Origin of the sequence: Vibrio toranzoniae (assembly GCF_024347655.1) — a bacterium.
GTDB classification, from domain to species: domain Bacteria; phylum Pseudomonadota; class Gammaproteobacteria; order Enterobacterales; family Vibrionaceae; genus Vibrio; species Vibrio toranzoniae.
In genome coordinates this window covers 1,332,085-1,357,975 of the sequence record NZ_AP025515.1, presented here as the reverse complement: position 1 = coordinate 1,357,975, position 25,891 = coordinate 1,332,085, and the positions used below count along the sequence as shown (strand labels likewise).

The window sequence follows — 25,891 nt, the reverse complement described above, 5'->3', positions numbered from 1 at the left end:
AAATGTCACACAAAACAATGACTTTAATGGTTCTACTTATTTCCTCACTGTCACAGGCTTCCACCATTGAGAATGATGAACTGTTGCTTAAGGCATTGATTGAACGAGGCGTTATTTGTCCTGGCTTAACCTACGAGGACAATCATGAAGCTTTACGTATCTACCTCAACGCGAAGCAAATGAAAGGCCGTCAGTTTGATTCAAAAAAAAGACAAGAAACAGGTAATACAAATGAGATAGCGGATACCAACAAGTTAGTTAATACAAGCAAATCAACTAATAAACGTCAGATACCTAAAACACCAAAAGAGTGTATTAAGCCGAACTCGGACAACCGTTCCGAATAAGGCAAGTTGATTCTGATATCGACATGGAAATACAAAAAAGGAAATGTAATGAAGATAATGAGAAAAACATTGTTGGCCTCAGCAATGCTTACTCTATTTAGCGTCAGCAGTTATGCTAAAACACCGATTGATTTAGGTGTTGTTAATGAAGACAAACTGATTGAAATGCTAGTAAGACAAGGCTTAGTCGATCAAGATGCAACCGCTGTGGCAAAACACAATGCTCTTGACCGTTACTTGAAAAATAAGATCAATTCCGGTTTTAAGGGCGATGCACAATTCGGCAAAAAAGCGCTTGAGCAACGAGCGAAAATACTCAAAGCCATAGAAAAAGGATCTGGCGTTAACAAAGCAAGCGTCTTTGCTTTAGAAGTCGACACCAAGCGTACCGATAAAGTGCTCGCTCTACTGGTCGACTTCCCTGATTTGAACTGGGATGACAACAAGCTGACCGAAGAACACACTCAGATGTTGTACGAGAGCTACAACCCTGAGCATTATCAAGAGTTGCTGTTTTCAAATTCTGGCTACACAGGGCCAAGTGGCGAAAACCTAATCTCTATGCGTCAGTATTACCAAAGCGAATCAGGTGATAGTTACAGCGTTGCAGGTCAAGCCGCGGGTTGGTATCGCGCCTCGAAACCTGCATCTTTCTATGGTGGTAATTCCCCGACGACCGACAACGATCTCAACGCACAAGAATTGGTTCGCGAAGCGCTGAATCAACTGGCTCAGGATCCTAGTATCAACCTAGCCGATTACGATATCGAAGATCGCTACGATTACGACGGTGACGGAAACTTCCGTGAACCCGATGGCGTGATTGATCACCTGATGGTATTTCACGCATCTGTTGGCGAAGAAGCCGGTGGTGGTGTGCTAGGCCCTGATGCAATCTGGTCTCACCGATTCAACCTAGGTCGTACACATGTGCTTGAAGGTACCTCTAGCTCGCTTCCTGACCGCTTTGGTGGCCAATACGCGGCATTTGATTACACCATTCAACCGATTGATGCGGCAGCTGGTGTTTGTGCCCATGAATATGGCCACGATTTGGGTCTACCAGACGAATACGACACTCAATACACAGGCAAGGGTGAACCTGTCTCTTATTGGTCAATCATGTCTTCGGGTAGCTGGGCTGGCAAAATTGGTGGCACACAACCAACGGCATTCAGCTCTTGGGCAAAACACTTCTTACAAAAATCGATTGGCGGTCGTTGGATTAACGATGATCAAATCTCGATTGATGACCTTGAAGACAACCCACAAGTTTATACGCTGTTCCAAACGACGGATAACAGCCGTCCGAACATGATTAAAGTGGATCTTCCTGAAAAACAAATCGAAGGTTTAAAACCGTTTGCTGGTGAGTATTCATTTCACTCTCAAAAAGGTGATGACCTGAAAAACAGCATGACTCGCAAATTGGTGATTCCAGCCGGTGATTCTGCTCTGCTTTCGTTCAAAACTTGGTATGAGATTGAAAAAGATTACGACTTTGCGCGCGTACTCATTAATGGACAAGCCATCGCAGGTAACATTACCTCAATGGACGACCCATACAACACAGGTCTCGTACCTGCTATTGGTGGCGAGTCTGGCGGTTGGATTGATGCTGAATTCGATGTTTCACAATGGGCAGGCCAAGAAGTAGAGCTTTCGTTTGAGTACCTCACCGATGGTGGCTTGGCGATGGAAGGCTTCTATCTGGATAACCTCAGTGTGATCGTTGATGGTGAAGTCACCTCAATAGACGATGGTGAAAGCAACTCCACCTTCGCCCTTAATGGCTACAAGCTGAGTAATGGATTTCATCAAGCTCAACACTACTACCTTCTGCAATGGCGTAGCCACATGGACGTTGATGAAGGTCTAGCTAACATTAAACGTATGGGTCAACTGATCTCATTCGATCCGGGTTTGATCATTTGGTACGTAGACGAGTCACTGACTGATAACTGGGTAGGTAAGCACCCAGGCGAAGGTTGGTTAGGTGTTGTAGACGCAGACCAAAATGCCATGGTATGGGAAAACTCAGGCGAAGTTGCCCAAACTCGCTACCAAGTTCGTGATGCTGCGTTCTCACTCAAAGATCATACTCCAATGCGTCTTGTAAACAGCGACAATGATGTACTTGAAGATACCAGTTTGCTTGGCAATGCTAGCTTCTCTGACGACCAAGATTATTCGTCTCCACAAGCACCTGATTCAGGACGTATCTTGACTGAATTTGGCTTAGTCGTTGATATTGTGAATCAGAGTGACAACAACGAATACGGTGTGGTGCGCTTATCTAAAGTAAGCCAACACAACGTCACCCCTACTGCGAGCTTCGAGCTCAATGTTACTGGCCTGAACGTTTCTGCAAGCAACTTCAGCTCTGATCAAGACGGTGAGATCTCCAGTTACCTATGGGACTTTGGCAACGGCACAACAAGTAACGACGTGGCACCAACTTGGTCTTACGAGCAAGCCGGAGAATACACGGTGAATTTGACCGTTGTCGACGACAAAGGCGCCACTGATTCGTTCAGTTCTGTAGTGAGTGTTGAATCTCCGAACGCCCTACCGGAAGCAAGTGCGAAGTACATCCACTTGGGACGCTGGGTAACCATGTGGTCTACAAGTTCAGACAGCGATGGTCGTATTGTTGATACCGAATGGACGCTTCCAAATGGAAAAGTAAAACGAGGTCGCACCTTCACTTCTATCTTCCCTTCATACGGAAAGCATGAAGTAACGCTAAAGATAATTGATGACCAAGGCGCCACAGTAACAAAAACAATCGTAGTCGATTTATAAACCGTTATTACCTAAGACTTATCCATTATTATCTAAGGTTTATTTATGATTACTTAAGGTTCATCACGGCTTTCCGCAGAAAGCCGCGATGAACCTTTTGTTTACATGCGAGGCAGAAAAGCGGCGTCAAGGTGAAAGACTTTCTAGCCAACAACCTGACCCCCTCTTACACAGATTGTTTATGAATGTGAGACTTTCGAGCACTAAACGCAAACATCATAATCACCGCTAACACGAACGGGAGTACGTAAATATTTAGGTTTTGCCAGCCCGCGGTCGATTCTAACCAGCCGGATAATAGCGCGGTGACAGTGACACAACCAAATACAACAAACTCGTTAAATGCTTGAGCCTTGGCTTTGTTCTGCGACTCATAAGATTGGCTAAACAAACCCGTTGCGGCGATGAACATAAAGTTCCAACCCACGCCAAGCACAACCAAAGCCGCCCTAAAGTGCCAAATCGATACACCATGGATATTGATGGCAATACTCACCACAAATAGAACACCACCAACAAGGATCATCATACGTGATCCAAACTTCTCGATAAGCGAACCCGTAAAGAATGCCGGCACAAACATACCCAACACGTGCCACTCAATCACACCAGCGGCCTTAGTAAAGTCAAAGCCACAGCCGATCATCGCCAATGGTGTTGCGGTCATCAAAATATTCATTACGGCATAAGCAACCATCGCAGCAAACACGGCACCAATAAAGTTCGGCGCTTTAATGATCACACTGAGGGGATCGGCTTTTGGTGCTTGGCTATTAAAAGATACTTTGGGAAACTGAATTGTTTGTAACAACGCTAAAGCTAATATGTTTAGGCCAATCAGCGACGCAAAAGCACCGATGTACAAACCATCTGCTGACCATTGTTGAGACATGATCGCTAAGTTAGGCCCAAGTACCGCCGCCAATACTCCACCAGCCATTGAGATTGAAATCGCACGGTGCCGCGCATTTTCGTCACACACTTCAATTGCAGCGAAGCGATAAAGCGTACCAAAACCAATCCCAACTCCAAGCAAAAATGTGGCGAAGCAAAACAAATAGAAATGTTGCTGTGATAACGCATAAGTTGCGAGGCTTGCTCCGGTAATACCGACGACATTCCCAATACTAAAGCCTCGTTTTCGTCCTAACTTTCCTGAAATTAAAGACGCTGGAATGGTGGCAGCCATTAAACCCAAAAACTGCAGCGCAACCGGCAAAGTAATCATGCTGACACTAGGCGCAATCTTTTTGCCTATCAAGCCAATCACCGAAATCAGTAATATGTTACCTGTCATCAATAAGGCCTGACACAGTGAGAGCAGCCAAACATTTCTATTCATCTTCGTTCCTAAATATGAGCACAGTTGATCAATAGACCAAAAATTCAACAAAGTCGCAACACTTTGTTACTCATAAGATACTCCACGAAGTCACCTAACCGCTGATTCTCAGAAATTCCCTATCACTTTAGTTTTGATTGACGCTAGTTTAAGCGCTAGATTTGAAATTATCATAATTAAAGATAATAATAATTTTTTGTTATTATGGAATAAAGGTGAGTATGATTAATCCACTTTGGCTCAATACATTTAAAACTCTGGTTGAAGTTGGTCATTTCACCCAAACCGCAGAAAAGCTGTATATGACGCAGCCTGGCGTTAGTCAACACATCAAAAAGCTTGAGCAAGCTTGTCACTGTGACTTGTTATCGAGAGAAAATAAGAGCTTCGAACTGACCGAACAAGGCCGGATTATGTATCGTTATGCGCTTAAACTAGAGAAAGACCAAGAAGACCTTTTTGAGTCTCTGAGTTTTGACAACCCGTATTCAGGACAATGTAACCTTTCGTGCTCTGGCTCTTTATCTCTGCGCCTTTATCCAAAGCTTCTTGAATTGCAGCAACAACATCGAGAATTAAGCATTCACCTAGAAGCAGCGCCAAACCAAAAGATATTAAATGATTTGCTCCAAGGCACAACCGACATCGGCATCGTTAGACACTCGCCCAACGACAGTTATTACCAAAGCCAAGTCATTGGCAAAGAAGCCTTGTGTCTTATCGTCCATCACAGTCTTGCTGATTTAGAGATAACGCCACAAGTTCTGCACGACATAGGCCTGATTGCCCATCCAGATTCAGCCCACTATCTGTCTTTGTATTTTGACCTGTGCGGAGATAAAAATCTGGCTAACATCAACGTGAATGAAATACCAAAATCTGGCTACATCAATCAGCTTCACCAGATATTGCTGCCAGTATCGAAAGGGCTTGGGTTTACGGTTTTACCTGCAGGCGCTGTGGAGCATTTTCCAGAACGCGATAAGTTGTATGTTGTCCCGCCAAAAGTAGAAGTTGAAGAAACCTTATATTTAATTCAGAAGCGAAATCGAAAGCTACCACACAGATACAACACTGTGATTGAGTTGATCAAACACAGTGTCTGTCATTCGTTCGTTTCGTAGATTGACCGAAAGCCTTTAATGCTAAGAGTTACGAGGGGTGATCATAAAAGTAAAGGCTAGGTTCTTTAAGTAATATCAATTTTCATGGTTGGATACAGCAAGGTTATCGACCTGAATAATACATACAGATTCTAACGCCATCGAACTCACGAATTTCAAACGGGATCTCGTAGATCGATTCCATTACTGACTTTTCAACGACTTCAGAGACCTTACCCGACTTAACTACTTGGCCTTTTTTCATCGCGACAATGTTATCTGAGTAACAAGAAGCAAAGTTGATGTCGTGAATCACGATCACTACCGCTTTATTAAACTCATGCGCTAAACGACGAAGTGTCTGCATGATTTCTACCGAGTGCTTAATATCTAGATTGTTGAGTGGCTCATCTAAGAACACATAGTCGGTATCTTGCGCCACAACCATTGCAATAAACGCCATTTGACGCTGACCGCCACTCAACTCATCAAGGTATTTGTTTTGAATATCAGTAATACCGAGGTGCTCTAACGCAGTATCAACAATTTTATTATCTTCTGCTTTTAAGCGACCTTGGGAATGAGGGAAACGACCAAAACAAACCAACTCACGAATCGTAAATCGCATGTTGATGTTGTTTGACTGTCTTAGGACAGCAAGGTGCTTTGCCAGTTCTTTGGTATCCCATTCAGCCAGTAACTTATCGCCAATAATCACCTCACCAGCGTCACTTTCTGTCAAGCGACTCGCCATTGAAAGCAGCGTACTTTTACCCGCACCATTGGGGCCAATAATAGAAGTCACTTCCCCTTTCGGGAACATAGCACTGGCATCATCCACCACGAGTGATTTGCCATACTTCTTACTCAAACCTGTTAATTTAATCACTACTTACTACCTTCACTGAATTCTGGTGCGTAACAACAAAAACATAAAATACAAACCGCCAACCAAGTTAATAATCACACTCACCGTGGTTTCAAACGCCATCACTTTTTCAATAAACCATTGCCCAGACACCAGCAGCACCACCGCTAACAAACTACTGGCAATGATAAGCACGCGGTGTTGATAAGAGCTGAACATCTGACGAGCTAAACTCACGGTGATCAAGCCAAAGAAAAGCACAGGCCCGACTAAGGCTGTGGATATCGCTACCATGATGGAAACAATGATTAGCGTAATTTGGGTAAGTCGCTTAGTGTTCACACCTAAACTTGTCGCATTATCGACGCCAAGCCAAAGCACATCGAGCTTAGGAGCCAGCAGCCACAGGCCAAGTACGCTCAAACCCAATGGAATAAGACTAAGGTAAACCAACTCACCTTTTACGTTGTTGAAGCTTGCAAACATCACATTCTGCAGCACTGCAAATTCGTTTGGGTCAATCAACATAGTTAAGAAATTGGAAAGGCTCGAGAATACGCTGCCACACACAATACCAATCAGCAACAGTGTAAATACGTTGTTTCGTTTACTCTTGAAGTAGAAATGAAACAACACAAATGAAAACAAGATCATCACAGTTACAGACAGTGAAAAGTTTGCGATAACGTCAATTACCCAAAAACTGGTACCACCAAACACAAACAGAAGAGACGTTTGAACCAGCATGTATAAACTGTCAAAGCCCAAGATGGATGGGGTGAGAATTCGATTATTAGTAATGGTTTGGAAAACCAGTGACGACGCAGAGATCGCCACAGCAGCCAACACAATCGACAGCAGTTTTGGTAGTCGTAAAGACAGGAAGAACTCGTAGTTATCCCACGTTAGCCCTTGCCCGATAAATAACGCCATCATGCCCAAAGACGCGATCGCCAGAATCGCAATTTTTACTGAATCACGCATTCGACTTGTCTCTCATGATTAGGTAGATAAAAATCAATCCACCAAAGATGCTGATTACCATTGAGATTGGGATCTCATAAGGGAAGATGACGATTCGAGCTAACAAATCACAAGCTAACACCAAGATCACGCCCCAATAGGCTGTCCAAGGCAGAATCTTCTTCATGTTATCGCCCATCATCAGCGACACGATATTCGGCACGATAAGGCCAAGGAATGGGATAACACCGACAATCATCACCACAGAAGAAGCACAGATCGCGACTAGAGCAACCCCGATAAAGACAATCTTCTGATAATTCAGACCGATGTTTTTCGCGAAGCTTTCACCGATGCTCGCTGCGCTGAACTGGCTGGCGAAGTAATAAGCCAACACACAAGCAGGTACCGCGAGATAAAGAATTTCATAGCTACCCTGCAAGACACTCGCAAAGTTCGCCATCGTCCATGCCGACATGGTTTGCACCAAGTCATACTTGTAGGCGATAAATGTCGTTAGAGACGAGACAACGTTACCATACATAATACCAATTAATGGCACCAAAACCGCATTCTTAAACTTAAGATGTTGTAAGAAACGAACCAACAACAAGGTACCGAAAACTGCAAACGCGAAAATGAAGCCTAAGTAGCTCCATTGCGCGGCATTACCCAACACCAGTATACCGACGATATACCCCAACATGGCACAGTCAATCGTGCCCATCGTGGACGGCGCGGCGAACTTATTTTGCACGATCTGCTGCATAATAAGACCAGAGACACTCAAACCCGCTCCGGCAAGCACAATCGCGAACAGTCTAGGGATCCGACTAACAATATAAATAGAATTGGCGTGTTGGTTGCCATTTAAGAAATCACTAAAATTGATTTCAGCAACCCCAACCATCAATGACGCCACACATAACACAACAAGAAATACAGCAGCTGCAATGGGTTTCAACATAGAAATAACACTAAAGGTAGGTCTCGGGTAGCCCGTATGGAAAGTGAAAAAGGGCTTATAAGAACGCTCTTATAAGCCCAAGAATCGAACTATTGGTTACTATTGAATGGTACGTTCAATGTCACCAAGCATTCTGTGGATCGCAGTTACACCGCCACCCGCCAGATACCAAGCACTTGAATCGAGGTAAACAATATTGCCCTTTTGCGCTGCTGGTGTTGCGGCTACTAATGGATTATTGAATAGCTGTTGTGCACGCCCCTCTGACTTACCAATCGCTTTTTCACGATCGAGAACGTAAAGCACTTCGGGTTTTGCATCAGCAATGTATTCGAATGAGATTAAGTTACCGTGACTTCCTTTAATTGGGGCCACTGCCGCACTCTTTGATTCAACGAAACCAAAGTCATCAAAAATGATAGAGAACCGACTGCCTTTGTTGAACATCGCAATATTATTACCGTTATTCATCAACATCATTGCTGAAGTTTGTTCAGAGGCAACTTTGTCATTTACCGCAGTAATCGACGTTTGAGTCTCTTCGATAATCGCTTCAACTTCAGCCTGCTTATCAAATAGCTGACCTAGTGCACGCCAATTTTCTTGAGCGTCAGCCCAGTACTTGTCACCCTCAATAGAGAACATGATTGTCGGAGCAATTTGTGCCAATTTGTCGTAAACCTTAAGCATGCGGTTTTCAGCAATGATAACGTCAGGCTTCAACATGTAGATAGCTTCAAAATCAGGTTCACTCAACGAGCCAGTATTTGCTGTTGTTTCTTTGTAAGACTCTAGGTAATCAGGCATTAGGCTATGAGGGGCACCTACTGGCTTCACACCAATTTTGTCTAACACATCCAAGCTACCAAAACCCAGAACGACAACTCGTTGTGGTATTTCAGCAAACTGAGCCGTACCCTTTACGTGTTCGACGGTGACGGTTTCAGCTTGAACGGCCATCGTGAATGATAACGCAACAGCAAGCCCGCTCAATAATTGGCGAACTGAATTGATTATTTTTTTCATGTCTCTTCCTGTGCTGTTGATACAAACCACGACTCACTTATGAAAGTCACATGATTCATAAGTAATCTGATGCGTAAACAACAGCTAAATAACGATAACGTAAAGTTTGTTATTGAATGAGTAACAAACCAGCAACGCAAGTGATAATAATTATCAATTATATTCGCATCAAATATGCAGCACAACAACTTTTGTATTCAAATGCGTAAAAGTGGATATTCATATCTGGTTATCTCGATTAGCAACTTGCGCCATTAGCGACAGTCATTCTCGTTGCAAAAACAACCATATCGTATAAAAAAAATAAATCAGTGAAGCATCAAACCTTTCATATTTTGAAACCAATCATCAGCCATCATTATGTTCATCAATCTCCCTATAAATAGAATTCTGTATGCTGACTATTTTAGGTATAATTGAAAATAAAGTTGTAATTAAAAAAACTAGGCGTATAGTGTGTCCTCTGGCTCTCATTTAAAGAGCTGTTAATGCTAAATTCAGTCCAAGTTCCTCATAGACAGTTCTCGATTCCCTCGTTACACCATCTCTGCGTCAGCTTTCACCTAGATAGTCATTCAATAGCTTTCAAATTCGATCCCACTACCGTTCTATTCGTTATTTGCTTTTTTTCTAGCAAATTAAAAATAGTTCAACGACTTAAATATAAATGTAATAAACACAAGGCACAGTTATGTCACGCAGAACAACACGACAAACACATTGGTATCAATTATCACGCGATAAAACAGTCAATAAACTAAAAGGTAATAAATGCTCACAATTAAAATAGACTTACTGAAAGAAGAACTGTCATGGATCACAGAGATTCGACAACTTAATAGCGATATACTCCACCGCCACATATTGCCAAAGCTACAACACAACAGTTATCTCATCGACTTTGAGTTTAATGAACAGGACAACATCGGAACAATTGTTTCGGGCAACGGAAACACACTAGGACATTTCACACTCCTATAGCATTTCCCCAAAGATTACATATTTAGTCCCAAAATGTGACCCTCAATTCGCTCTAGCAGAACAAAGAAAATTAGAAACCTAGCCCTTTTGCATTTCACACGCGGCTCACGCTAGCTAGGTTATCGTGCTTTCATTGAAAGTCGCTTATATTGAACCTTGAATCATCAATGCGTCATTATCATTGCGTTAACGGCATCGACCTTAACTTTTGATCAAGTTTATATAAGTGTTCTGCAGCTTGCATGTGTTGAGGGTAATCACTGAACTTATCACGATTCTCCTCATTCATCTTACATGTCTCATCCACCAGCATCAGTTTCCAATACAGCTTTGTTGTATGCAGCATCGCCAGTAAAGGTTTGAACACCTCTTTTTCATAAGCTTGAATCAACTCTTCAATCAATTCATCACGCTCGTCTTCACTTGCAATTGAACCATTGGTTGCCGACAACACTTTTTGATATTTCAGATTGAGTTGCAGCTTATCCATCACCGTTTGGTTATCTTCCGCCAGTTCGATAAGCTTTGACTTAATGATGCTCAACCAATTCGCTTGGCTAAGCACCGTATCATCAATACTCGAAAAATCTTCACGGATTTGACGTTCAACGTCTTTTTGAGCCTTCTTTAAAACGGCACGCACCTTTTGAAAAGGCAGCTGATATTCCTTACTTAGCTCAATAATCAGTTTATGAAAACCACCATTTGGAAGGTGTAGGTTTTCCTTAAACGTAGCCATTGCATCTTCTTGATGATGTGTAAGGTTAGTCATTCTCTTTCCTATTCTTTATAACTCATAGTGCTGGACCTTCGATCATACCATTATTAACCATGGTATTTCGGAAACTTAATGAGTTACATATAGAAAACATACCCTTAGGCGTCACACCTAGATTTCACCGAAGGGCCAATTCAGTTCGTTGCACCCAAAATGCTCGAACATGGTCATAAGTCAGGTTAAATACAAACGCATAAATGGTAATAAAGACAGTAACGCCGATGTCCATCAAAAATGCCTGCCATATCCCCACGTTAAGCAAGTAAGCCATCACTGGAATAGTCGCGACCAGCAGACCTGCTTCGAACAACATGACATGAAAAACACGTAATTTAAGCGAACGCTTGGATTTTTCACCCGTAAAGTAGCGATCAAAAATGCGGTTAAAACAGTAGTTCCAAATCATCGCGATGGTGGCAACAACTATCATGGTTCCTGATAAGGCATTCACATCATGATCGGTAAATATCGCTAAGCCTATAATTGAAAGCGTTACAGCCAAAACTTCAAATAATACTGAGTGAAACACTCTTTCTAACGTACTCATACATTCCTCTAAATAATCTACTAGGTGTTGGATTGGCTAGGATTATGTCATCGTAAATAATAATAGAAAGTTAACAACCATCACTAATAGTGATAGCCTGAATATTATCCCCCTATTTAGAATTGAGAGAGACACCATGTACAGTTTTGAGCAACTAAAAGTCTTCGTCACTGTGTGTGAAAGTGGATCTTTTTCAGCGGCCGCACGCAAGCTGAAACGCGCTCAGTCCGGCGTTAGCCAATCAATCGCTAACCTAGAGATCGCTATCGACCAAGAGCTGTTTAACCGAGAGAAAAACATCCCTGTTTTGACCAACACAGGTAAAGCGTTATTGCCTGTCGCTAAGTCTATTCTCGACCAACAAAAGTACTTCGATCAAAAAGTAGAATCGCTGACACAGGAAGACGAGCACGAACTGATCATTGCTGTTGATGAGAGCGTCATTGATAAAAACTTCATCAAGATAATTAGCTCACTAGCCGATCAGTTCCCAATTACACACTTCGATATTATTACGACCTCAACCTTCGATGTAGAAGATCTAGTGAGACGCGGAAAAGCGCAAATAGGCATCATCTATGCGGATGGTGAACTTAAGGTGGATATGGACTTCTTCTTACTTGGCCAAGCACGATTTTTGACTGTCAGCTCCGCCACGCACGAACTCAGCCAAATGCCCGTAGTGCAAGATTCCGACTTAAAACGTTACCGCCAGTGCGTGCATCGCAGTTCGAAACAACGGGAGCTGTGGTTCACCTACGGCATTAGCTCGATGCTTTGGTATGCCAACAACCACAGAACCATCATTGATCTCGTTGAACAGGATATTGGCTGGGCAAATGTACCTGAAATGATGGTGATGGAAGGAATTAAGAAAGGAAAGCTAGTGGCTCTGCCTGTGGCGCATGAACATGGTGGCTGGCTCACGCCAGTGGGTTGTTTAGTTTCACGAAGTCACATCAATGGACCCGTGCTCACTAGCTTAATTGAAAAACTCGGGGGCTATTCACTGCAGTACAACCAGTGGCAAGCAAGCTAAAACCTTGATTGTTCGACGCGTTAATATTGTCGTTAGTTTCACTACATCACTCCATAAGAGACAACAGATACTCTGTCGCGGCTTTCGGGTCTTCGGCGTGACATATCGCTGATACTAATGCTAGCCCATGAATGCCCGTTTCAGTAAGCTGAGGGATGTTCGATTCGTTGATTCCGCCAATGCCGACGATTGGTAACTTAGTGCTATCCAACGCCATTTGAATGCCTTCGTAACCCCAGTGTTTCTTTAGGTTTGTCTTAGTCGGTGTAGCAAACAGCGCGCTGAGGCCAATGTAATCAATCGGCAAGCTATCGGCTTCTTGTAGTTGCTTATCGGTCTCAATCGATAACCCAAGAATCTTGTTTGGGCCAATCAACTGACGAGCCAACACTGCAGGCATATCCGATTGCCCTAAATGTAAACCATCAGCATCCACAGCCAATGCAACGTCCACCCTGTCATTAATAATCAGCGGTACACTCGTTCCGGCTAAAACCGACTTAACGGCTTTTGCACGCTCAATGAAAGCTCTTACATCCCCATGCTTTTCTCTTACTTGAACCATAGTGACGCCACCTGCGACCGCTCGTTCAACCACGAACTTAAGTGTCGCTAAATCTTGTTGGTCGTCTGTTACCAAGTAGAGTTTATAAGGATTCATAGCGTGCCTTTGGCGTTGATTTCTAAAATTGATTTTCTACTATTTTACCGATAAATCGCATAATGTGCATGCTAGTTGATACTTAATAAACTCAATTACACACGCGCCATCAAATACGCAACTCGTTGAGAGCATGCCGAAAAACCTGAACTTTTTAACTAAAGCATTACTTATTACACAAAATATTCACTTCAAGCATGCCCAGAATGCTGTTTTATGGAATACTCAGCGATGAAGGAATCAGGTAAATATAGGGATAGTTATGCGCCACCTTTCTATAGCGCTCAAGATCAAGCTGGGTTATGCCATTTGCTTGCTCTTTTTCGTCATTTCAGGCTTTGTGAGTTACCAAGGTATTCAAACCTTGTCGAATGGCTTTAGCCAATACAGTGACCTTAGCCACAAGGCGACATTGTCAGGCAACATTCAAGTAGACTTTCTTGAGATGCGTTTGGCCTCTGAACGCTACTTAGAATCATTGGATGAGCAATATGAGGCGAATTATCAATCAAGCAAACTCGCGATTGATGAGCTGCTGAACAACTTAATCCAAACGACCACCAACACCGATAGCTTATCGAGCTTGCAATTAGTACAGGACAACGTTGCGGCATTTGATTCGGCTTATGGCTCAATGAAACAGAGTCAGCACCTCATTGACCAATTGGTAAATGTAGAGATGGTCAAAAGAGAAACCAACGCACTAAAAGCCGCTCAGAGCTTGTTGTATGAGTCATACAACAACAACGATCCAAACGCGAGCTTGTACGCGGGTATGTTGATGGAGAACTTCCTCGCAGCGAAGATCACTGTGCTCAGTTACTCAAACAACAATGACCTTAAAGCCTATGAAGCCGGTAAAGATATCTTTGAATACTCACTTCCAGGAATCGAAGGTGATATTGAATCTCTTAAATCATCGCCGTATCAAAGTGAGCTAATTGAAGACTTCACTAACCAGCGCGAAGCGTATGCAAAAGGCTTTGAACAAGTTCATCAACAGATGATTGAGAACACCCAAAGAACCGCGACCCTCGCCTCAATTGGCGACAGCTTGGCTATCGCAGTGGCCGATGCTCAAAGTATTCTAGAACAGCAGAAACAAGCGCTCACGCCTGTATTGCAAGCCAGTGAAAAACGCTCGATTCAAATCATCATCTTGCTTACGGGGGTTGCTCTGGTCATTGGCATGACAAGCGCCGTGCTGGTGACTCGCTCTATTACCAAAGGCATCGCGCAGGTTAAACAGATCACCAACGAGCTTTCTCAAGGTAACCTGAATGTTGAAGTAAACATAGAGAGCAAAGACGAGATTGGCGAACTGCTGACCAATATGGAGATCACCATTGAATCTCTGCGCGATATTGTCGGCCAAGTGAACCATTCTAGTGTGCGCATTGGCGAGATGTCCGAATCACTCAATCAAGTGACCAATAACAGCTCGACCAACGCGACACAGTTGAACAGTGAAATGATCAATATCTCATCAGCCGTTGATCAATTGGCTTCCAGTACATCAGAAATTGCAGCAAGCGCTAACCACGCGTCTCAAGTTGCAAACCAAGCGACCGAGAATGTCGCGATGGGTCTAAAAGAAGTCGACAAAACGCTGCACGAAATTGGCAGTGCCGATAAGAGCATGCAGGTCAGCAGCCAGAAAGTGACCGACCTACACAAAGAGTCGATGAACATTGGTGCCATTCTTGAAGTGATTAAAGGTGTATCTGAACAAACCAACCTATTGGCATTGAACGCAGCCATTGAAGCAGCTCGTGCGGGTGAGCAAGGTCGCGGGTTCGCAGTAGTAGCAGATGAAGTAAGAACCTTAGCTAAGCGTACCCAAGATTCAGCAAGCCAGATTGATGAACTCATCACCTCACTACAACGTGGCGCTAAAGATGCCTTAGAATCCATTAAGGTTAGCCACAGCACGGTTTCAGATGCTTCAACTCAAGCGCAGCAAGCTTCTCAAAACTTGCATGTGATTAACCAACACATCCAAGATTTGAATCAGGCCAACAGCCAAATTGCAGTCTCCGTTGATGAACAAGATTGTCTGACTAAGTCACTCGGTGAAAACGCGCAAGGTGCCAATACCATTGCGCAAAGCAACCAAGAGTCAGTCAGCAGTATTTCTGGCGCAGCAAGCGACTTAACCGACGTTGCTCACCACTTAGAAAGCCAAGTGAATCGATTTAGAACCTAGCAAAACTAGCTTTAACACAGCTGACCTAGTTCTGAACCAATAATTAAAAGCCCCTAGCACATAAGTGTCGGGGCTTTTCTTTCAGTTAATAGCTATTAGTTAGAAGCTAGAAGTTAAGAGCTATCAGTTTAGAACTAGATTGAGCCTACTGAATCTTCAAGCGTTGAATCAGAGTCTCTTCGTCTAATTGATACAACTCATCGAGCACGTTCATTTGTAAACTACCCGGACCGCGTGAGTTTTCAGCAGCGATTTCACCAACCACGCCTAATACCGCCGCTGCCGCCAAACCACTTTCATCTCCAACAGCAGCAAATGCGCCCGTCAATGCCGTTAAGGTACAACCCATGCCTGTCACATACGGCATCATTGGGTGTCCATTGTTTAACGTCACAACGCTATCTTTAGTGACAACGTAATCTGTCTCACCGGAAATCACCACATTCGCACCGTATTCAGCTGCTAAGCATTTTGCGGCGTCTAATGCGGCATCACTGCTATCAAGCGCATCCACACCTTTGCTCTGCGCTTGCTCGCCCGCTAATGCAATGATCTCAGACGCGTTACCACGAATGATCAACTTATCCGCTAAACGTGCGATTTCACGAGAAGTCTCGGTGCGCAGTGTACTTGCGCCACAACCCACAGGATCAAGAATCACCACCTTGTTGTTGGCATTCGCTTGCTCAACCGCGAAACACATTCGCGGCGTCCAAACACTGTCTAGCGTGCCAATGTTAATCACCAAAGCGCCAGAGAATGACATCATCTCAGCCAGTTCTTGTTGCGAGTGCGCCATGATAGGAGAAGCACCAATCGCCAACAAAGCATTCGCCGTATTGTTCATCACGACGTAGTTGGTGATGTTCACCACCAGTGGCTTTTGCTCTCGTACTGCGCGAAGCGATTGAATGATTTGTTCAGTTAGCATGGGAAATCCTTATTCGTTAAAAGCGCTTTAAACGGCTGGTGAGCTATCAAGAGCATTCAGCCCTTGTTGCCAAAAAGCCACCTCCATACGCGTTGCCGTTTTAAAGATATGAACGATGTTCTGACCACGCTCGCTGTTGAGATCAATTTCAGCAAGCAGCTGATTGAAATATTCCGCGCCCGTTTCAACGCCAGACTGGAACTCTTCTCCACCATACAGCTGTAGCCAGCTCGCGTATGGGTTGCCTTCTAATACGGTATCGCTGCTTTCCAATAGCGCTTTACCAATCACGGCATAACCAATTGAACACGGAGCCAGTGCCGCATAAAGATCGACAAGATCACCCGTCATACCCGCGTCTAGAACGTAACGCGTGTAAGCGACAGTGCCGAAATCTTCAGGCTCGTTTTCCAAATCAGATTCCGTTAAGCCCCACTGACCACAGTACGTCACATGGTGAGAGATTTCAGAATCGAGTAAAGCATGAACACTTGGCAGTGCACGGCGCATATCAGCCAAAGTTTTAGCTTTGTAAATGGCCAATGCATAAGCGCGAGCATACTGTTTCAAAAACAGAAAATCTTGCTTCAAGTAATGCAGAAAACATGGCTGAGCGAGAGTGCCGTTTGCCAGCGTTTTAACAAAATCATGCTCAGTGTAGTCTTGCCAATCTTGCTGGCAGGCTTGGATTAAGTCTTGATATTTCATGAGATTCCTTAGTCAAAAGTCGGTACATAATCAGCGGTTTTTGGTAGTGATTTAATAATGCCTTTGTCGAACATGAACTGCGCGTAATCATCGTAACGCTTCATGTCCACGGCTGAAGGGCGAAGTGCAAAGCGAGTCAGTGTGTCGTTCCATGCACGTTGGTTAAGTTCGTTGTTCAACGTATCTGGTGAATACGCCACAAACTCTCTCCATGAATCTTGTGGATGGTTCACAATGTAAGTGGTTGCCTGTTCAAGTGCTTTGTTGAACGCTTTGATCGCTTCATCATCGCGCTGCTTTGCGTTGGCCACAAAGATCAGCTCATCGTAAGCGGGCACACCGTGCTCTTCTGGGAAGAATGCTTTCGCTTTAAAGCCTTCAAGTGCTAACTGGTTCGTTTCGAAGTTACGCAAGCCACCCCAGATTGCGTCTACCTTCCCCGATGCCAGTGAAGACGACAGTGCCCAACCGACATTGATGGTTTGCACATCGGTAAACGCAATATTTTCTTGCGCTAGCATGGTGCCGATCGTCGCTTCTTCGTTACCCGCAATCGCGATACCGATCTTCTTACCTTTCAGATCCGCTAACGAATCGTTCTTACCATTATCCAGCACCATTAGTGTGTTTAGTGGTGTCGCGATAAGGGTTGATGCACGAACTAGAGGAAGGCCCGCTGCCACATCCATGGTTAAACTAGGTTGGTAAGTTACCGCTAAATCGACCTTACCTGCCGCGACCAATTTTGCAGGCGTGCTTGGGTCGGTTGGCTCTTGGATTTCAACCGCTAGGCCTTGGTCAGCAAAGTAGCCACGCTCTTGAGCAATCACAATTGGGCCATGATTCGGGTTCACAAACCAATCCAACATCAGTGTCAGTTTCTTTTGTTCAGAATCTGCCAATGCATGACCTGAAATCAACGAAGCAAGCAATGCCACTGCACCTACCAATTTAGTATTTTTCATAGTTAACCTTTCCTTTTGAATATTATTATTGTGTTTGTCGATCTAATTCTTAACGAGGTGTTGTTTAGATAAATAGCCTTGAGCGAAGCTTTATTAAACAAAGAGTTATTGAGCGAACCATCACTGGTTCTCCCAAGGTATAGCTTTTTTAAGTAATTTGTCTGTGATGAAGTAGAGCGAGATAGACAGTATCGCCAAGATAAACAAGGCAGCAAACATCTCATCGATAATCATGCGCGCGTTGGCCTGTAGCATTAGGTAACCTAACCCTTCACTAGAGCCCACCCACTCACCGACAACGGCGCCAATTGGGGCAATAACCACAGCCACACGAATACCAGACGCTAATGTTGGCAGCGCAGCAGGCAGTTGGATGTGACGAAGCAGTTGCCATTTCGATGCGCCCATCGTCTTGGCGAGATCAAGATAACCTGTCGGTGTATTACGCAGGCCGTCATAGCAACAGGTCGTCACGGGGAAGAAGATAATGATCGCCGCCATCACGACTTTTGAGGCGATGCCATAGCCCAGCCACAGCATCAACACTGGCGCAATCGCAAACACCGGGATCGCTTGGCTAGCAATTAAGATAGGCAACAGCCAACGTTTTAGCGGTTCGAACATCAACATCTGCAGGGCGAAAAACAGCCCCATGGATAAACCGAGCAATAGACCAAGTAAGATCTCCTGCGCAGTCACCCAAGTGTGCTTGAGTAACACATCATAGCGTTCGATTAGTTTAATAAAGACTTCTGCAGGCGCTGGCAGAATAAAGCTCGGCATCTCGAAGATAACCACCACCATTTGCCATAAACCAAGAATCACAGCACTGCTGATAAGCAACCGCATAACGGGACTCATCTGCCGAGGGTGAGCAAGTTTGGTTTGTGTCTCGGTTGAACTTTCTACCCCTGAGCTTTGCACTGCTACGTTTTCTATCTTTGAGCTAGCCACAGCTTCACTTCGCGTTAGATCATTCATAGTCACGCTCCAACTGCTCTAAAATCGCTTGTTGTAACTCAGCACATTTACCGTCTAACATTCTTGGTGTCGCTGTATTAGGCACAGATAATGACTGGGCGCTCGCAGGTATACCTTGCAACACATATAAGTTATCCGCCAAACGCACCGCTTCTTGTGGATCATGCGTTATCAACACAACGGTTTTATCTCTTAACAGCTCACACGCTAAGCTTTGTAGCTTATGCCTTGTTACCGCATCCAGCGCAGAGAAAGGTTCATCCATCAGCACGACGGGCTTGTCTTGCATTAAAGTTCGAGCCAAAGCAACACGTTGACGCATACCACCAGACAATTGATCTGGCATCGCATTCGCGTAATCGGCCAGACCAACCGAAGTCAACAAATCCAATGCTTGGTTGGTTTGAGCTTGTTTATTGGATGCTTGGCTTTGATGCTTGGCTGCGGAATTTTGAAAACGATGACTCAGGCACACATTGTCGATAACCGACAACCATGGCAGCAACAAATCTTGCTGCGCCATGTAAGCAATGCGATCCGTTAAAGGCAGTTCATCGGACGTTTCCAATGTGCCGTGCCAATCTACCTTGTCGTCTAGTAAACCTGCGAGATAACGCAACACGGTAGTTTTCCCGCAGCCACTTCGCCCAAGCAACACCGTCCACTTACCCGCGTTTAAACTAAGCGACAGCCCCGATAAGGTGGCGTGCTCACTATCGCGGTAGCGCAAGGTCGCGTTGCTGAGTTGAACACCAATCCTATTAGCGGACATTACCGTGCCCAACGAAAAAGTGATGTACTGGGCCGTGGCCTTCACCGACTTGAAGTTCATCAGCATGAGCAATAGCGTGAGAAATATATTGTTTTCCTAGTTCGACAGCTTTCTCAAGCGTGTTGTCTTGAGCCAAGAAAGAAGCAATAGCAGAGGAGAGCGTGCACCCCGTGCCATGAGTGTTCTGGGTAGGAAAACGCTTCGCACTAATCAGGGCCGATGTGGTTGGCAAAATCAATAGATCGTTACTGTTCTCATCCTTCTCTAAGTGGCCGCCTTTGAGAAGAAGGGCTTTGGCACCCAGTGCGCGTAGGTCTTCAATCATGCCCTGCATTTCAGCTTCGCTTTTAGGCACGGCTTTCCCTGTCAGTGCCGCGCCTTCCGGCAAGTTAGGCGTAATGATGTCAGCCAGCGGAATCAGCTCTTGCTTTAATGTACTAATGGCAGAGGTTTCTAGCAGCAAGTCACCGCTGGTTGCCACCATTACAGGGTCAATGACGAGGTACTTGGGTTGGTACTGTTTAATTTTATCCGCGACAATTTTGATGATTTGCGAATCAGCCAACATACCAACTTTTACCGCCACTATATTAAGATCAGTAAAGACAGCATCTAATTGACTTGTTACGTGGTCGAGCGGGATAGGAAAAATGGCAGAAACGCCTTGGGTGTTCTGAGAAGTGATAGCGGTAATCACAGAACAAGCAAAACTACCGGTTGCAGACATGGCTTTGATGTCTGCCTGAATACCTGCGCCGCCGCCGCTGTCAGAGCCCGCGATGGTTAAAACAATTGGAGTGTTTGATCGAATCGAACTGTCAATAGGGATCTGACAAGTTGAGGCTCTTGGAGTTAAAACTGGTGGAATAGAACTGTGTGTCATTGTCGCTCCTACTATCTTGCAAGACGTAGGAGAACCAACACTGACCGGAGAAAATGCCGCATTAAACTCATGAAAGCTTTCATGGATGCAGACGTAGATCGAGTGCTTATAGTTCCCTACGCCAGTGTTAACTGAATCAGGTTCAACGGGTCTCGAATAACGATCTCAGCAAACACCAATTAAGGTATATGCCCCCCGACTATTGATAGCGATAGTAACAGCACTCTTGCAACTGAGATACTCCTTTTATTCAATTATAAGAATCACGAATGAATAAAATTCAACTAAGTCATATTTAACAATGAGTTAGATTCATTTTTGCGTCGTTGTGACTGAAGAAATAAGCACAGCACGATCAAAACCATACCTAACCATCCCGTAAATGGGATAAGTTCACCCACAATACACACGGCGAGTACTGCGGCAACAACGGGTTCAAGCAAGGTAATCAAATTGGCACTACTCGCAGTCACATGTCGTAAGCCATAGGCAAAAGCGATGTAACCCAAGCACTGAGGAATTAACGTCAAGTAACCCATGACCAAACTATTGATGTTTGATGCGAATAAGTTATCTCCAGTAAACCAGAGTGTTGGTAGCAGCAACATTGCACCTAAGCCAAAAATGCTGCCCATTGCTGCTTGCGACTCAATATCCTTGTCTATCAGAGCTTTTGTCGCCCACGAATAAATGGCGTAACACAAACCTGCAACCAAGCCTAAAGCTATGCCTAATAACTTCAAATCATCATCGGACTTGCTCACCGATGCCGACTCTGAAAACACCAGCAACCCGATCCCAATCACACCTATAGCAAAGCTAGTAAGCCAACGTTTGGTGATGTTATTATTTTTGCTGATAAGACACTCTAAGAGAGCAGAAAAGAACGGCGCAGTAGCAATCGAAACGACGGTACCAATCGCTACGCCTGATAATTTCATTGAAGAATAGAAAGCTAAAGGATAAACCGCCAAAGCCAAAGCGCTCACTGCCAACAGCTTCTTGTTCTGCAAAAGTTTGTCGAAAGCGAATAGGATTTTTCGATACGCCAAGCCCGCTTGCATTAGGCCACCAAAGCCCATAGAGAAAGCACCAATCGCTAATGGACTGAGATCAGGTGCAAAGCTTGCGGCAGTGCCTGTTGTCCCCCACAAGACAGAAGCAAACAAGATGGCTAAAGTGCCCATTTGGAATTCGTTAACGCGATTGATGGCGAGATTCATTGCTATTACCCAGTTTATTTTCATTTCGGAAATAGATAATAGTGAATAAGCTAAGTAATTAGTTTGCTAAAAGGACGCTATTGTTGTTTCGAAAGACTCTCTTTCATCGAACCTAAAAACGCTCTTGGAGACATTCCAAAGTGCTGAGAGAAGCGGCGACTGAACGCAGAAATGTCACTATATCCGACGTTTTCTGCAACCAATTGAACCGGTAAATCGGTATGGCTTAACAAGGCTTGCGCTTTCTCCATACGATATCGAGTGATGTATTTAAGCGCGCTGATACCAAGGCACTCTTTGAAGCGTTTCTTAAACTGAGTGGGGCTCAAGCACGCCGTTTCTGCCAGCTGTGAAATAGATAGTTGTTGAGCGTAATTATCCGCAATGAGCCTTTGCACCGCACGGATTCTTGGGTCAATGCTCTTGCTCACTTGTTGTTGCTCTAACAGCAATGAAAATACATCCAAAATTGATGATTCAATACCACTGTCTACTTGATGCTCCAACTGCTTCTCAACAAACAGTAAGAAGCTCATCAAAGGCGGTGTAATCGCAAATACAGAGAGTTCTTGATCTAACAAGTGCTGAGGCAACACGGTCATATCAGCAACAATAAACCGCGCTGCTTCATTCGCTTTAAACGCGTGAGCTGTGGTTACCGGAATTACCACGCACTCGCCGACCGCCACTTTACCGACATAACCAACCATTTCAATGCTAATACTCCCCTGAATAGGCAGCACCAACTGATGGTAGCCATCATGAGCATGAGTATTGAATTGCTTGGTGTAAGATCGAATGCTTAAGCTAGATTTCATGAGCAACGCCGGAATTCAGTTTTTGAGAGCAAGAGTGTTAATGAAAAACTACATGATTTAAGAGAGGGAGTCACATCGAGCTGGAATTAGTTTGTCCTATCCCCAGCTCTAGCCTGCTGTTTGGATCAAAAAAGCCGTCTAAGTACTGATACTCAAACGGCTTTTTACACAAGTCTAATTAGCGTTGCCAAGAACAGTTAACCGAATCAACTAACGCTCATTAACTAAAGAACTCATTCACACTCGATTATTTTTGAAGTTGCTCTTTAGCGGCTTCAACCTTAGAAAAGTCTAGGCCAAGCTCTTCAACGGCTTCTTTGATTAGCGCAGGGTTTTGCATTACCTGACCCATCAGCATTTGAAGCTTATCTTGTGGTAAACCAAGTTGGCTGATTGTCGCCATTGCTGCAAGAGGGTTCTCGGTCAACGTTTTGAATAACTCGCTGATCTGCTCGTCGCTAATATTATTCTCTTTCAACATTGCTAAAATCGGGTTCATTTTTTTGCCTTTGAAACACTAAATTAAGTAGAAGCACAGCATACCATCTAGCTGTGCTCGATTGTACTAGCAACTTATGCTTTGCCTACTGTGAAGTAACGCTAAGCCTATCGAGATTCTAATGGGTAAGAACGGTAACTCCACATCCCGTAGGTTCTTAGAGCGTCACGATAAATACCTAACAGTTCACCACTGCTTGCTTTCTTAAGGCTTTCTAACGGCTTGTCTGGGTAAGCAACCGTATCAAAGGTGATTCCTTGAGGGCCAGTTTGCCAGCTCGCAATTTCAAACAAGGTTTGACCACGACGAACATGGCTCGCCGAGCTAATAATGGTCGCATGTTTAATATTATGGCGAGCAAGCGCATAGCTACTGAACAAGGCATTACCTACCGTGCTAGTCGCATAGTTCTCTTCAATGATACGGTCTTTATTCACCCCTTTCGAGATAAGCCAATTCGCCATCAACTTGCCTTCTGTCTTATGGTTCTTAGGCACGCCACCCGTTAACACGATCATCGCGTCTGGGTTGGCTTTAGACATTGCCAGTGTCGTTTCAAGACGCTCAATCAAGATCTCATGCATAGAGCCATCTGGGTTCAGCGCGTAACCCAAAGTAACAATCGCACCGTGATCGCTCAATAGGCCTTTAGCCGCCGATTTTTTCAACGGTGTTTCTAGTACGCGATCGACCGTAGCAAAGATACGTTTGATGTCTTCGGCTTTGCCTTTGTTCAGGCTCTCAAGCTTCTGCATATGCTTATTAGATTCACTGTCATTGCCATCAAATCTTTGCCAAACCGCAAGGTACGCATGCAAGTCAACATCGTCTGGCGCAACTGTCAGTGCTTGCTCAAACAGCTCAATGGCTCGCTCTGCATTCTTGTTGTAGATCTGAGCGTTCGCTGCCGAGATCAGCAAGTCAGTACGGTAAGGCTCAAGTTTGTAGGCTTCTAACAATCGGTTGGTCACAATTTCCATGTTGCTTGGCATTTTAGCCGTGAAGCCCGCGTGAGAAATTCTTGCCGGAGACTTAAACGCCTGCAACGCATCAAGAAGCAATTGGTCAACAACTTGTCGCTTAGTCACCAACTGCGCGTAATCGGCAGAAGCCTGTACTGCGCCATCGTTAGCAGCAAAAGAATAAGGTGTTGCGCCAAAGGCTAGCATGCCACCAAGAGCGAGGGCGATAATGTTCTTTTTCATGGAAAGATCCTGTGTCGTTTTAAGTGTTCACATCAGATTTGCTGACCAATTTAAGCCCCTAGCATTAAAAAACCGTGAAGCACCAATCAAAAACCCAAACTCCGCATAAAACAACGAATCGAAAGAAGCAGCTTTAAGGTCATTTTTTCAACAAGTTAACAACCAACACACTAGATAATTCTATGCTGATTCACGTTTAGATAACGAAGTTAGTGCGACATAGAGGCTGAATGCGAATCAACCGATTTTCAAATAAATCAAAATCAATTATTGAACGGTCGTTCAAGTGGTGTTTTAATGAATGACCAATACAAGGAGTTACCCCATGCTTAAGTTCTATTTTCACCAAACACCCAACCCAATGAAGATCGCTCTGTTTCTAGAAGAGACAGGCCTAGATTTTGAACTGGTTCCTGTCGATACCTTAAAAGGCGAGCAACACACGCCGGAATATCGTTTGATTAACCCGAACGGCAAAACACCTGCGATTGAAGATGATGGACAACGTGTATTCGACTCTAACGCTATCCTTCTTTACCTATCAGAGAAAACTGGCAAGCTAGCGGGACAACCAGAAGACAGAGCAGAACTTCTATCTTGGATGATGTTCATCGCGAGCGGCCTTGGTCCTTACTCTGGCCAATCGGTACACTTCCGTCATGCAGCCCCAACAGGCCTAGACTACGCCGTGAACCGTTACCTACGTGAAGCACAACGTCACTACGAAGTGTTAGAAAAGCATATGGAAGGTCGTGAGTTTTTCGTCGGAAATGAGTACACCATTGTCGATGTCGCGGCATGGGGTTGGATTGATAAAGCACCTTTCGTGCTTGGTGAAGAAGGCCTAGAACCTTACCCGAATTTGAAGCGTTGGTTTAACGCAATCAACACCCGTCCAGCCGCACTGCGCGCTCGCGAAACCGGCAAAGACGTTGAATTTAAAACCGAACGTGATGAAGAAGCGAAACGAGCACTGTTTCCTTCGAATTATGCGAAATAGAAGAATTGAAAGTTAACGCTCTACTGAGTGATAGCTAGAACTCAAACATAAAGAGCCGCTAAAAAGCGGCTCTTTCTATTCAAATCATATTGAAAAGTCACGACTTGATATTTTTGAGGATTGATACGCAGTTTCGATATTCGTAATTATCCACTTCTCTCAAACACATTTCTGGACAAAAGCGTTTTATAGATTTCACTAAATTAGTAGTTACCGGATTACCTGAGGTATAGCAAAGCTTTTAGTCGATAGGTCGACATCAGTCATCCACAA

General features: G+C 44.3%; 24 protein-coding genes, 1 pseudogene and 1 riboswitch. Of the genes and pseudogenes, 7 read left to right on the top strand and 18 right to left on the bottom strand.

Annotation, left to right across the window (positions count from 1 at the left end; genetic code table 11):
- Positions 1-2 precede the first annotated feature (2 nt).
- Positions 3-347 carry a hypothetical protein gene (locus OCU50_RS20395; RefSeq protein WP_060469712.1) on the top strand — a complete coding sequence of 115 codons (345 nt, stop codon included), beginning with the start codon at positions 3-5 and terminating at the stop codon, positions 345-347.
- Between the two features lie 48 nt (positions 348-395).
- Positions 396-3,152, top strand: coding sequence for an immune inhibitor A domain-containing protein (locus OCU50_RS20390; RefSeq protein WP_060469713.1), 2,757 nt, complete (start codon positions 396-398; stop codon positions 3,150-3,152).
- Between the two features lie 166 nt (positions 3,153-3,318).
- Here the strand turns inward: OCU50_RS20390 and OCU50_RS20385 are convergent, their stop codons facing one another.
- Positions 3,319-4,494 (bottom strand): MFS transporter, encoded by a 1,176-nt coding sequence (locus OCU50_RS20385; RefSeq protein WP_060469714.1) that lies wholly within the window; start codon positions 4,492-4,494, stop codon positions 3,319-3,321.
- A 221-nt stretch (positions 4,495-4,715) separates the two neighbouring features.
- Here OCU50_RS20385 and OCU50_RS20380 point away from each other — a divergent pair, with 221 nt between their 5' ends.
- Positions 4,716-5,618, top strand: coding sequence for a LysR family transcriptional regulator (locus OCU50_RS20380; protein ID WP_060469715.1), 903 nt, complete (start codon positions 4,716-4,718; stop codon positions 5,616-5,618).
- Between the two features lie 103 nt (positions 5,619-5,721).
- Here the strand turns inward: OCU50_RS20380 and OCU50_RS20375 are convergent, their stop codons facing one another.
- The 4 genes from OCU50_RS20375 to OCU50_RS20360 form a co-directional block, all read right to left on the bottom strand.
- Positions 5,722-6,486 (bottom strand): iron ABC transporter ATP-binding protein, encoded by a 765-nt coding sequence (locus OCU50_RS20375; protein ID WP_017058103.1) that lies wholly within the window; start codon positions 6,484-6,486, stop codon positions 5,722-5,724.
- Between the two features lie 12 nt (positions 6,487-6,498).
- Positions 6,499-7,449, bottom strand: a complete 951-nt coding sequence (locus tag OCU50_RS20370; RefSeq protein WP_060469716.1) for an iron chelate uptake ABC transporter family permease subunit — start codon at positions 7,447-7,449, stop codon at positions 6,499-6,501.
- Positions 7,442-8,395 carry an ABC transporter permease gene (locus OCU50_RS20365; RefSeq protein ID WP_060469717.1) on the bottom strand — a complete coding sequence of 318 codons (954 nt, stop codon included), beginning with the start codon at positions 8,393-8,395 and terminating at the stop codon, positions 7,442-7,444. Before OCU50_RS20365 ends, OCU50_RS20370 begins: the two co-directional genes overlap by 8 nt.
- A gap of 99 nt (positions 8,396-8,494) precedes the next feature.
- Positions 8,495-9,421 (bottom strand): siderophore ABC transporter substrate-binding protein, encoded by a 927-nt coding sequence (locus OCU50_RS20360; RefSeq protein ID WP_060469718.1) that lies wholly within the window; start codon positions 9,419-9,421, stop codon positions 8,495-8,497.
- Between the two features lie 771 nt (positions 9,422-10,192).
- Here OCU50_RS20360 and OCU50_RS20355 point away from each other — a divergent pair.
- Entirely contained in the window at positions 10,193-10,402 is a 210-nt protein-coding gene (locus OCU50_RS20355) for a hypothetical protein (protein WP_060469719.1), read from the top strand.
- Between the two features lie 178 nt (positions 10,403-10,580).
- On the opposite strand, the gene OCU50_RS20350 is transcribed toward OCU50_RS20355, so the two are convergent.
- On the bottom strand, positions 10,581-11,174 hold the full coding sequence (locus OCU50_RS20350) for a hypothetical protein (protein WP_060469720.1): 594 nt from the start codon (positions 11,172-11,174) through the stop codon (positions 10,581-10,583).
- Between the two features lie 124 nt (positions 11,175-11,298).
- On the bottom strand, positions 11,299-11,727 hold the full coding sequence (locus OCU50_RS20345; protein WP_017058097.1) for a PACE efflux transporter: 429 nt from the start codon (positions 11,725-11,727) through the stop codon (positions 11,299-11,301).
- Between the two features lie 136 nt (positions 11,728-11,863).
- Here OCU50_RS20345 and OCU50_RS20340 point away from each other — a divergent pair, with 136 nt between their 5' ends.
- Positions 11,864-12,766, top strand: a complete 903-nt coding sequence (locus tag OCU50_RS20340) for a LysR family transcriptional regulator (protein ID WP_060469721.1) — start codon at positions 11,864-11,866, stop codon at positions 12,764-12,766.
- A gap of 46 nt (positions 12,767-12,812) precedes the next feature.
- On the opposite strand, the gene thiE is transcribed toward OCU50_RS20340, so the two are convergent.
- Positions 12,813-13,427 carry a thiamine phosphate synthase gene (gene thiE, locus OCU50_RS20335; RefSeq protein ID WP_060469722.1) on the bottom strand — a complete coding sequence of 205 codons (615 nt, stop codon included), beginning with the start codon at positions 13,425-13,427 and terminating at the stop codon, positions 12,813-12,815.
- 262 nt (positions 13,428-13,689) lie between these two features.
- Between thiE and OCU50_RS20330 the strand changes: the two genes are divergently transcribed.
- The gene (locus OCU50_RS20330; RefSeq protein WP_060469723.1) at positions 13,690-15,633 is read left to right on the top strand and encodes a methyl-accepting chemotaxis protein; all 1,944 of its coding nucleotides are present in this window, start codon (positions 13,690-13,692) and stop codon (positions 15,631-15,633) included.
- A gap of 145 nt (positions 15,634-15,778) precedes the next feature.
- Here OCU50_RS20330 and thiM read toward each other — a convergent pair whose 3' ends face one another.
- From thiM to OCU50_RS20280, 10 genes and pseudogenes are all read right to left on the bottom strand, one after another.
- Complete coding sequence (gene thiM, locus OCU50_RS20325) at positions 15,779-16,564, bottom strand: hydroxyethylthiazole kinase (RefSeq protein WP_060469724.1); 786 nt, start codon at positions 16,562-16,564, stop codon at positions 15,779-15,781.
- 27 nt (positions 16,565-16,591) lie between these two features.
- Positions 16,592-17,272 carry a thiaminase II gene (gene tenA / locus OCU50_RS20320; RefSeq protein ID WP_060469725.1) on the bottom strand — a complete coding sequence of 227 codons (681 nt, stop codon included), beginning with the start codon at positions 17,270-17,272 and terminating at the stop codon, positions 16,592-16,594.
- A gap of 8 nt (positions 17,273-17,280) precedes the next feature.
- Entirely contained in the window at positions 17,281-18,237 is a 957-nt protein-coding gene (locus OCU50_RS20315) for an ABC transporter substrate-binding protein (protein WP_060469726.1), read from the bottom strand.
- Between the two features lie 120 nt (positions 18,238-18,357).
- Positions 18,358-19,092: pseudogene (locus OCU50_RS20310) on the bottom strand (ABC transporter permease); the annotation flags it as partial.
- A gap of 118 nt (positions 19,093-19,210) precedes the next feature.
- On the bottom strand, positions 19,211-19,990 hold the full coding sequence (locus tag OCU50_RS20305; RefSeq protein ID WP_060469727.1) for an ABC transporter ATP-binding protein: 780 nt from the start codon (positions 19,988-19,990) through the stop codon (positions 19,211-19,213).
- A complete protein-coding gene (gene thiD / locus OCU50_RS20300; RefSeq protein WP_060469728.1) occupies positions 19,980-20,873 on the bottom strand; it encodes a bifunctional hydroxymethylpyrimidine kinase/phosphomethylpyrimidine kinase in 894 nt (297 codons plus the stop codon). The genes OCU50_RS20305 and thiD overlap by 11 nt, the downstream gene beginning before the upstream one ends.
- Positions 20,874-20,969: 96 nt before the next feature.
- A riboswitch (TPP riboswitch) is annotated at positions 20,970-21,081 on the bottom strand.
- Between the two features lie 76 nt (positions 21,082-21,157).
- Entirely contained in the window at positions 21,158-22,096 is a 939-nt protein-coding gene (locus OCU50_RS20295) for a DMT family transporter (protein WP_060469729.1), read from the bottom strand.
- A gap of 77 nt (positions 22,097-22,173) precedes the next feature.
- Positions 22,174-22,914, bottom strand: a complete 741-nt coding sequence (locus OCU50_RS20290; protein WP_060469730.1) for a helix-turn-helix domain-containing protein — start codon at positions 22,912-22,914, stop codon at positions 22,174-22,176.
- Positions 22,915-23,161: 247 nt separating this feature from the next.
- Positions 23,162-23,413 carry a DUF2999 family protein gene (locus OCU50_RS20285; protein WP_004731647.1) on the bottom strand — a complete coding sequence of 84 codons (252 nt, stop codon included), beginning with the start codon at positions 23,411-23,413 and terminating at the stop codon, positions 23,162-23,164.
- A gap of 107 nt (positions 23,414-23,520) precedes the next feature.
- On the bottom strand, positions 23,521-24,618 hold the full coding sequence (locus OCU50_RS20280; RefSeq protein ID WP_060469731.1) for a YdcF family protein: 1,098 nt from the start codon (positions 24,616-24,618) through the stop codon (positions 23,521-23,523).
- 325 nt (positions 24,619-24,943) lie between these two features.
- On the opposite strand from OCU50_RS20280, the gene OCU50_RS20275 reads away from it, so the two are divergent.
- The gene (locus OCU50_RS20275) at positions 24,944-25,618 is read left to right on the top strand and encodes a glutathione S-transferase family protein (RefSeq protein ID WP_060469732.1); all 675 of its coding nucleotides are present in this window, start codon (positions 24,944-24,946) and stop codon (positions 25,616-25,618) included.
- The last annotated feature ends 273 nt before the right edge of the window (positions 25,619-25,891 follow it).

Excerpts from the sequence above, each read along its gene's own strand:
- OCU50_RS20330 (WP_060469723.1), top strand. The coding sequence starts at position 13,690 with ATGCGCCACCTTTCTATAGCGCTCAAGATCAAGCTGGGTTATGCCATT.
- OCU50_RS20370 (WP_060469716.1), bottom strand. The coding sequence starts at position 7,449 with ATGCGTGATTCAGTAAAAATTGCGATTCTGGCGATCGCGTCTTTGGGC.
- OCU50_RS20280 (WP_060469731.1), bottom strand. The coding sequence starts at position 24,618 with ATGAAAAAGAACATTATCGCCCTCGCTCTTGGTGGCATGCTAGCCTTT.
- OCU50_RS20365 (WP_060469717.1), bottom strand. The coding sequence starts at position 8,395 with ATGTTGAAACCCATTGCAGCTGCTGTATTTCTTGTTGTGTTATGTGTG.
- OCU50_RS20360 (WP_060469718.1), bottom strand. The coding sequence starts at position 9,421 with ATGAAAAAAATAATCAATTCAGTTCGCCAATTATTGAGCGGGCTTGCT.
- thiE (WP_060469722.1), bottom strand. The coding sequence starts at position 13,427 with ATGAATCCTTATAAACTCTACTTGGTAACAGACGACCAACAAGATTTA.
- OCU50_RS20305 (WP_060469727.1), bottom strand. The coding sequence starts at position 19,990 with ATGTCCGCTAATAGGATTGGTGTTCAACTCAGCAACGCGACCTTGCGC.
- OCU50_RS20395 (WP_060469712.1), top strand. The coding sequence starts at position 3 with ATGTCACACAAAACAATGACTTTAATGGTTCTACTTATTTCCTCACTG.
- thiD (WP_060469728.1), bottom strand. The coding sequence starts at position 20,873 with ATGACACACAGTTCTATTCCACCAGTTTTAACTCCAAGAGCCTCAACT.
- OCU50_RS20340 (WP_060469721.1), top strand. The coding sequence starts at position 11,864 with ATGTACAGTTTTGAGCAACTAAAAGTCTTCGTCACTGTGTGTGAAAGT.
- OCU50_RS20390 (WP_060469713.1), top strand. The coding sequence starts at position 396 with ATGAAGATAATGAGAAAAACATTGTTGGCCTCAGCAATGCTTACTCTA.
- OCU50_RS20385 (WP_060469714.1), bottom strand. The coding sequence starts at position 4,494 with ATGAATAGAAATGTTTGGCTGCTCTCACTGTGTCAGGCCTTATTGATG.
- OCU50_RS20285 (WP_004731647.1), bottom strand. The coding sequence starts at position 23,413 with ATGAACCCGATTTTAGCAATGTTGAAAGAGAATAATATTAGCGACGAG.
- OCU50_RS20355 (WP_060469719.1), top strand. The coding sequence starts at position 10,193 with ATGCTCACAATTAAAATAGACTTACTGAAAGAAGAACTGTCATGGATC.
- OCU50_RS20295 (WP_060469729.1), bottom strand. The coding sequence starts at position 22,096 with ATGAATCTCGCCATCAATCGCGTTAACGAATTCCAAATGGGCACTTTA.
- OCU50_RS20380 (WP_060469715.1), top strand. The coding sequence starts at position 4,716 with ATGATTAATCCACTTTGGCTCAATACATTTAAAACTCTGGTTGAAGTT.
- thiM (WP_060469724.1), bottom strand. The coding sequence starts at position 16,564 with ATGCTAACTGAACAAATCATTCAATCGCTTCGCGCAGTACGAGAGCAA.
- tenA (WP_060469725.1), bottom strand. The coding sequence starts at position 17,272 with ATGAAATATCAAGACTTAATCCAAGCCTGCCAGCAAGATTGGCAAGAC.
- OCU50_RS20350 (WP_060469720.1), bottom strand. The coding sequence starts at position 11,174 with ATGACTAACCTTACACATCATCAAGAAGATGCAATGGCTACGTTTAAG.
- OCU50_RS20345 (WP_017058097.1), bottom strand. The coding sequence starts at position 11,727 with ATGAGTACGTTAGAAAGAGTGTTTCACTCAGTATTATTTGAAGTTTTG.
- OCU50_RS20315 (WP_060469726.1), bottom strand. The coding sequence starts at position 18,237 with ATGAAAAATACTAAATTGGTAGGTGCAGTGGCATTGCTTGCTTCGTTG.
- OCU50_RS20275 (WP_060469732.1), top strand. The coding sequence starts at position 24,944 with ATGCTTAAGTTCTATTTTCACCAAACACCCAACCCAATGAAGATCGCT.
- OCU50_RS20290 (WP_060469730.1), bottom strand. The coding sequence starts at position 22,914 with ATGAAATCTAGCTTAAGCATTCGATCTTACACCAAGCAATTCAATACT.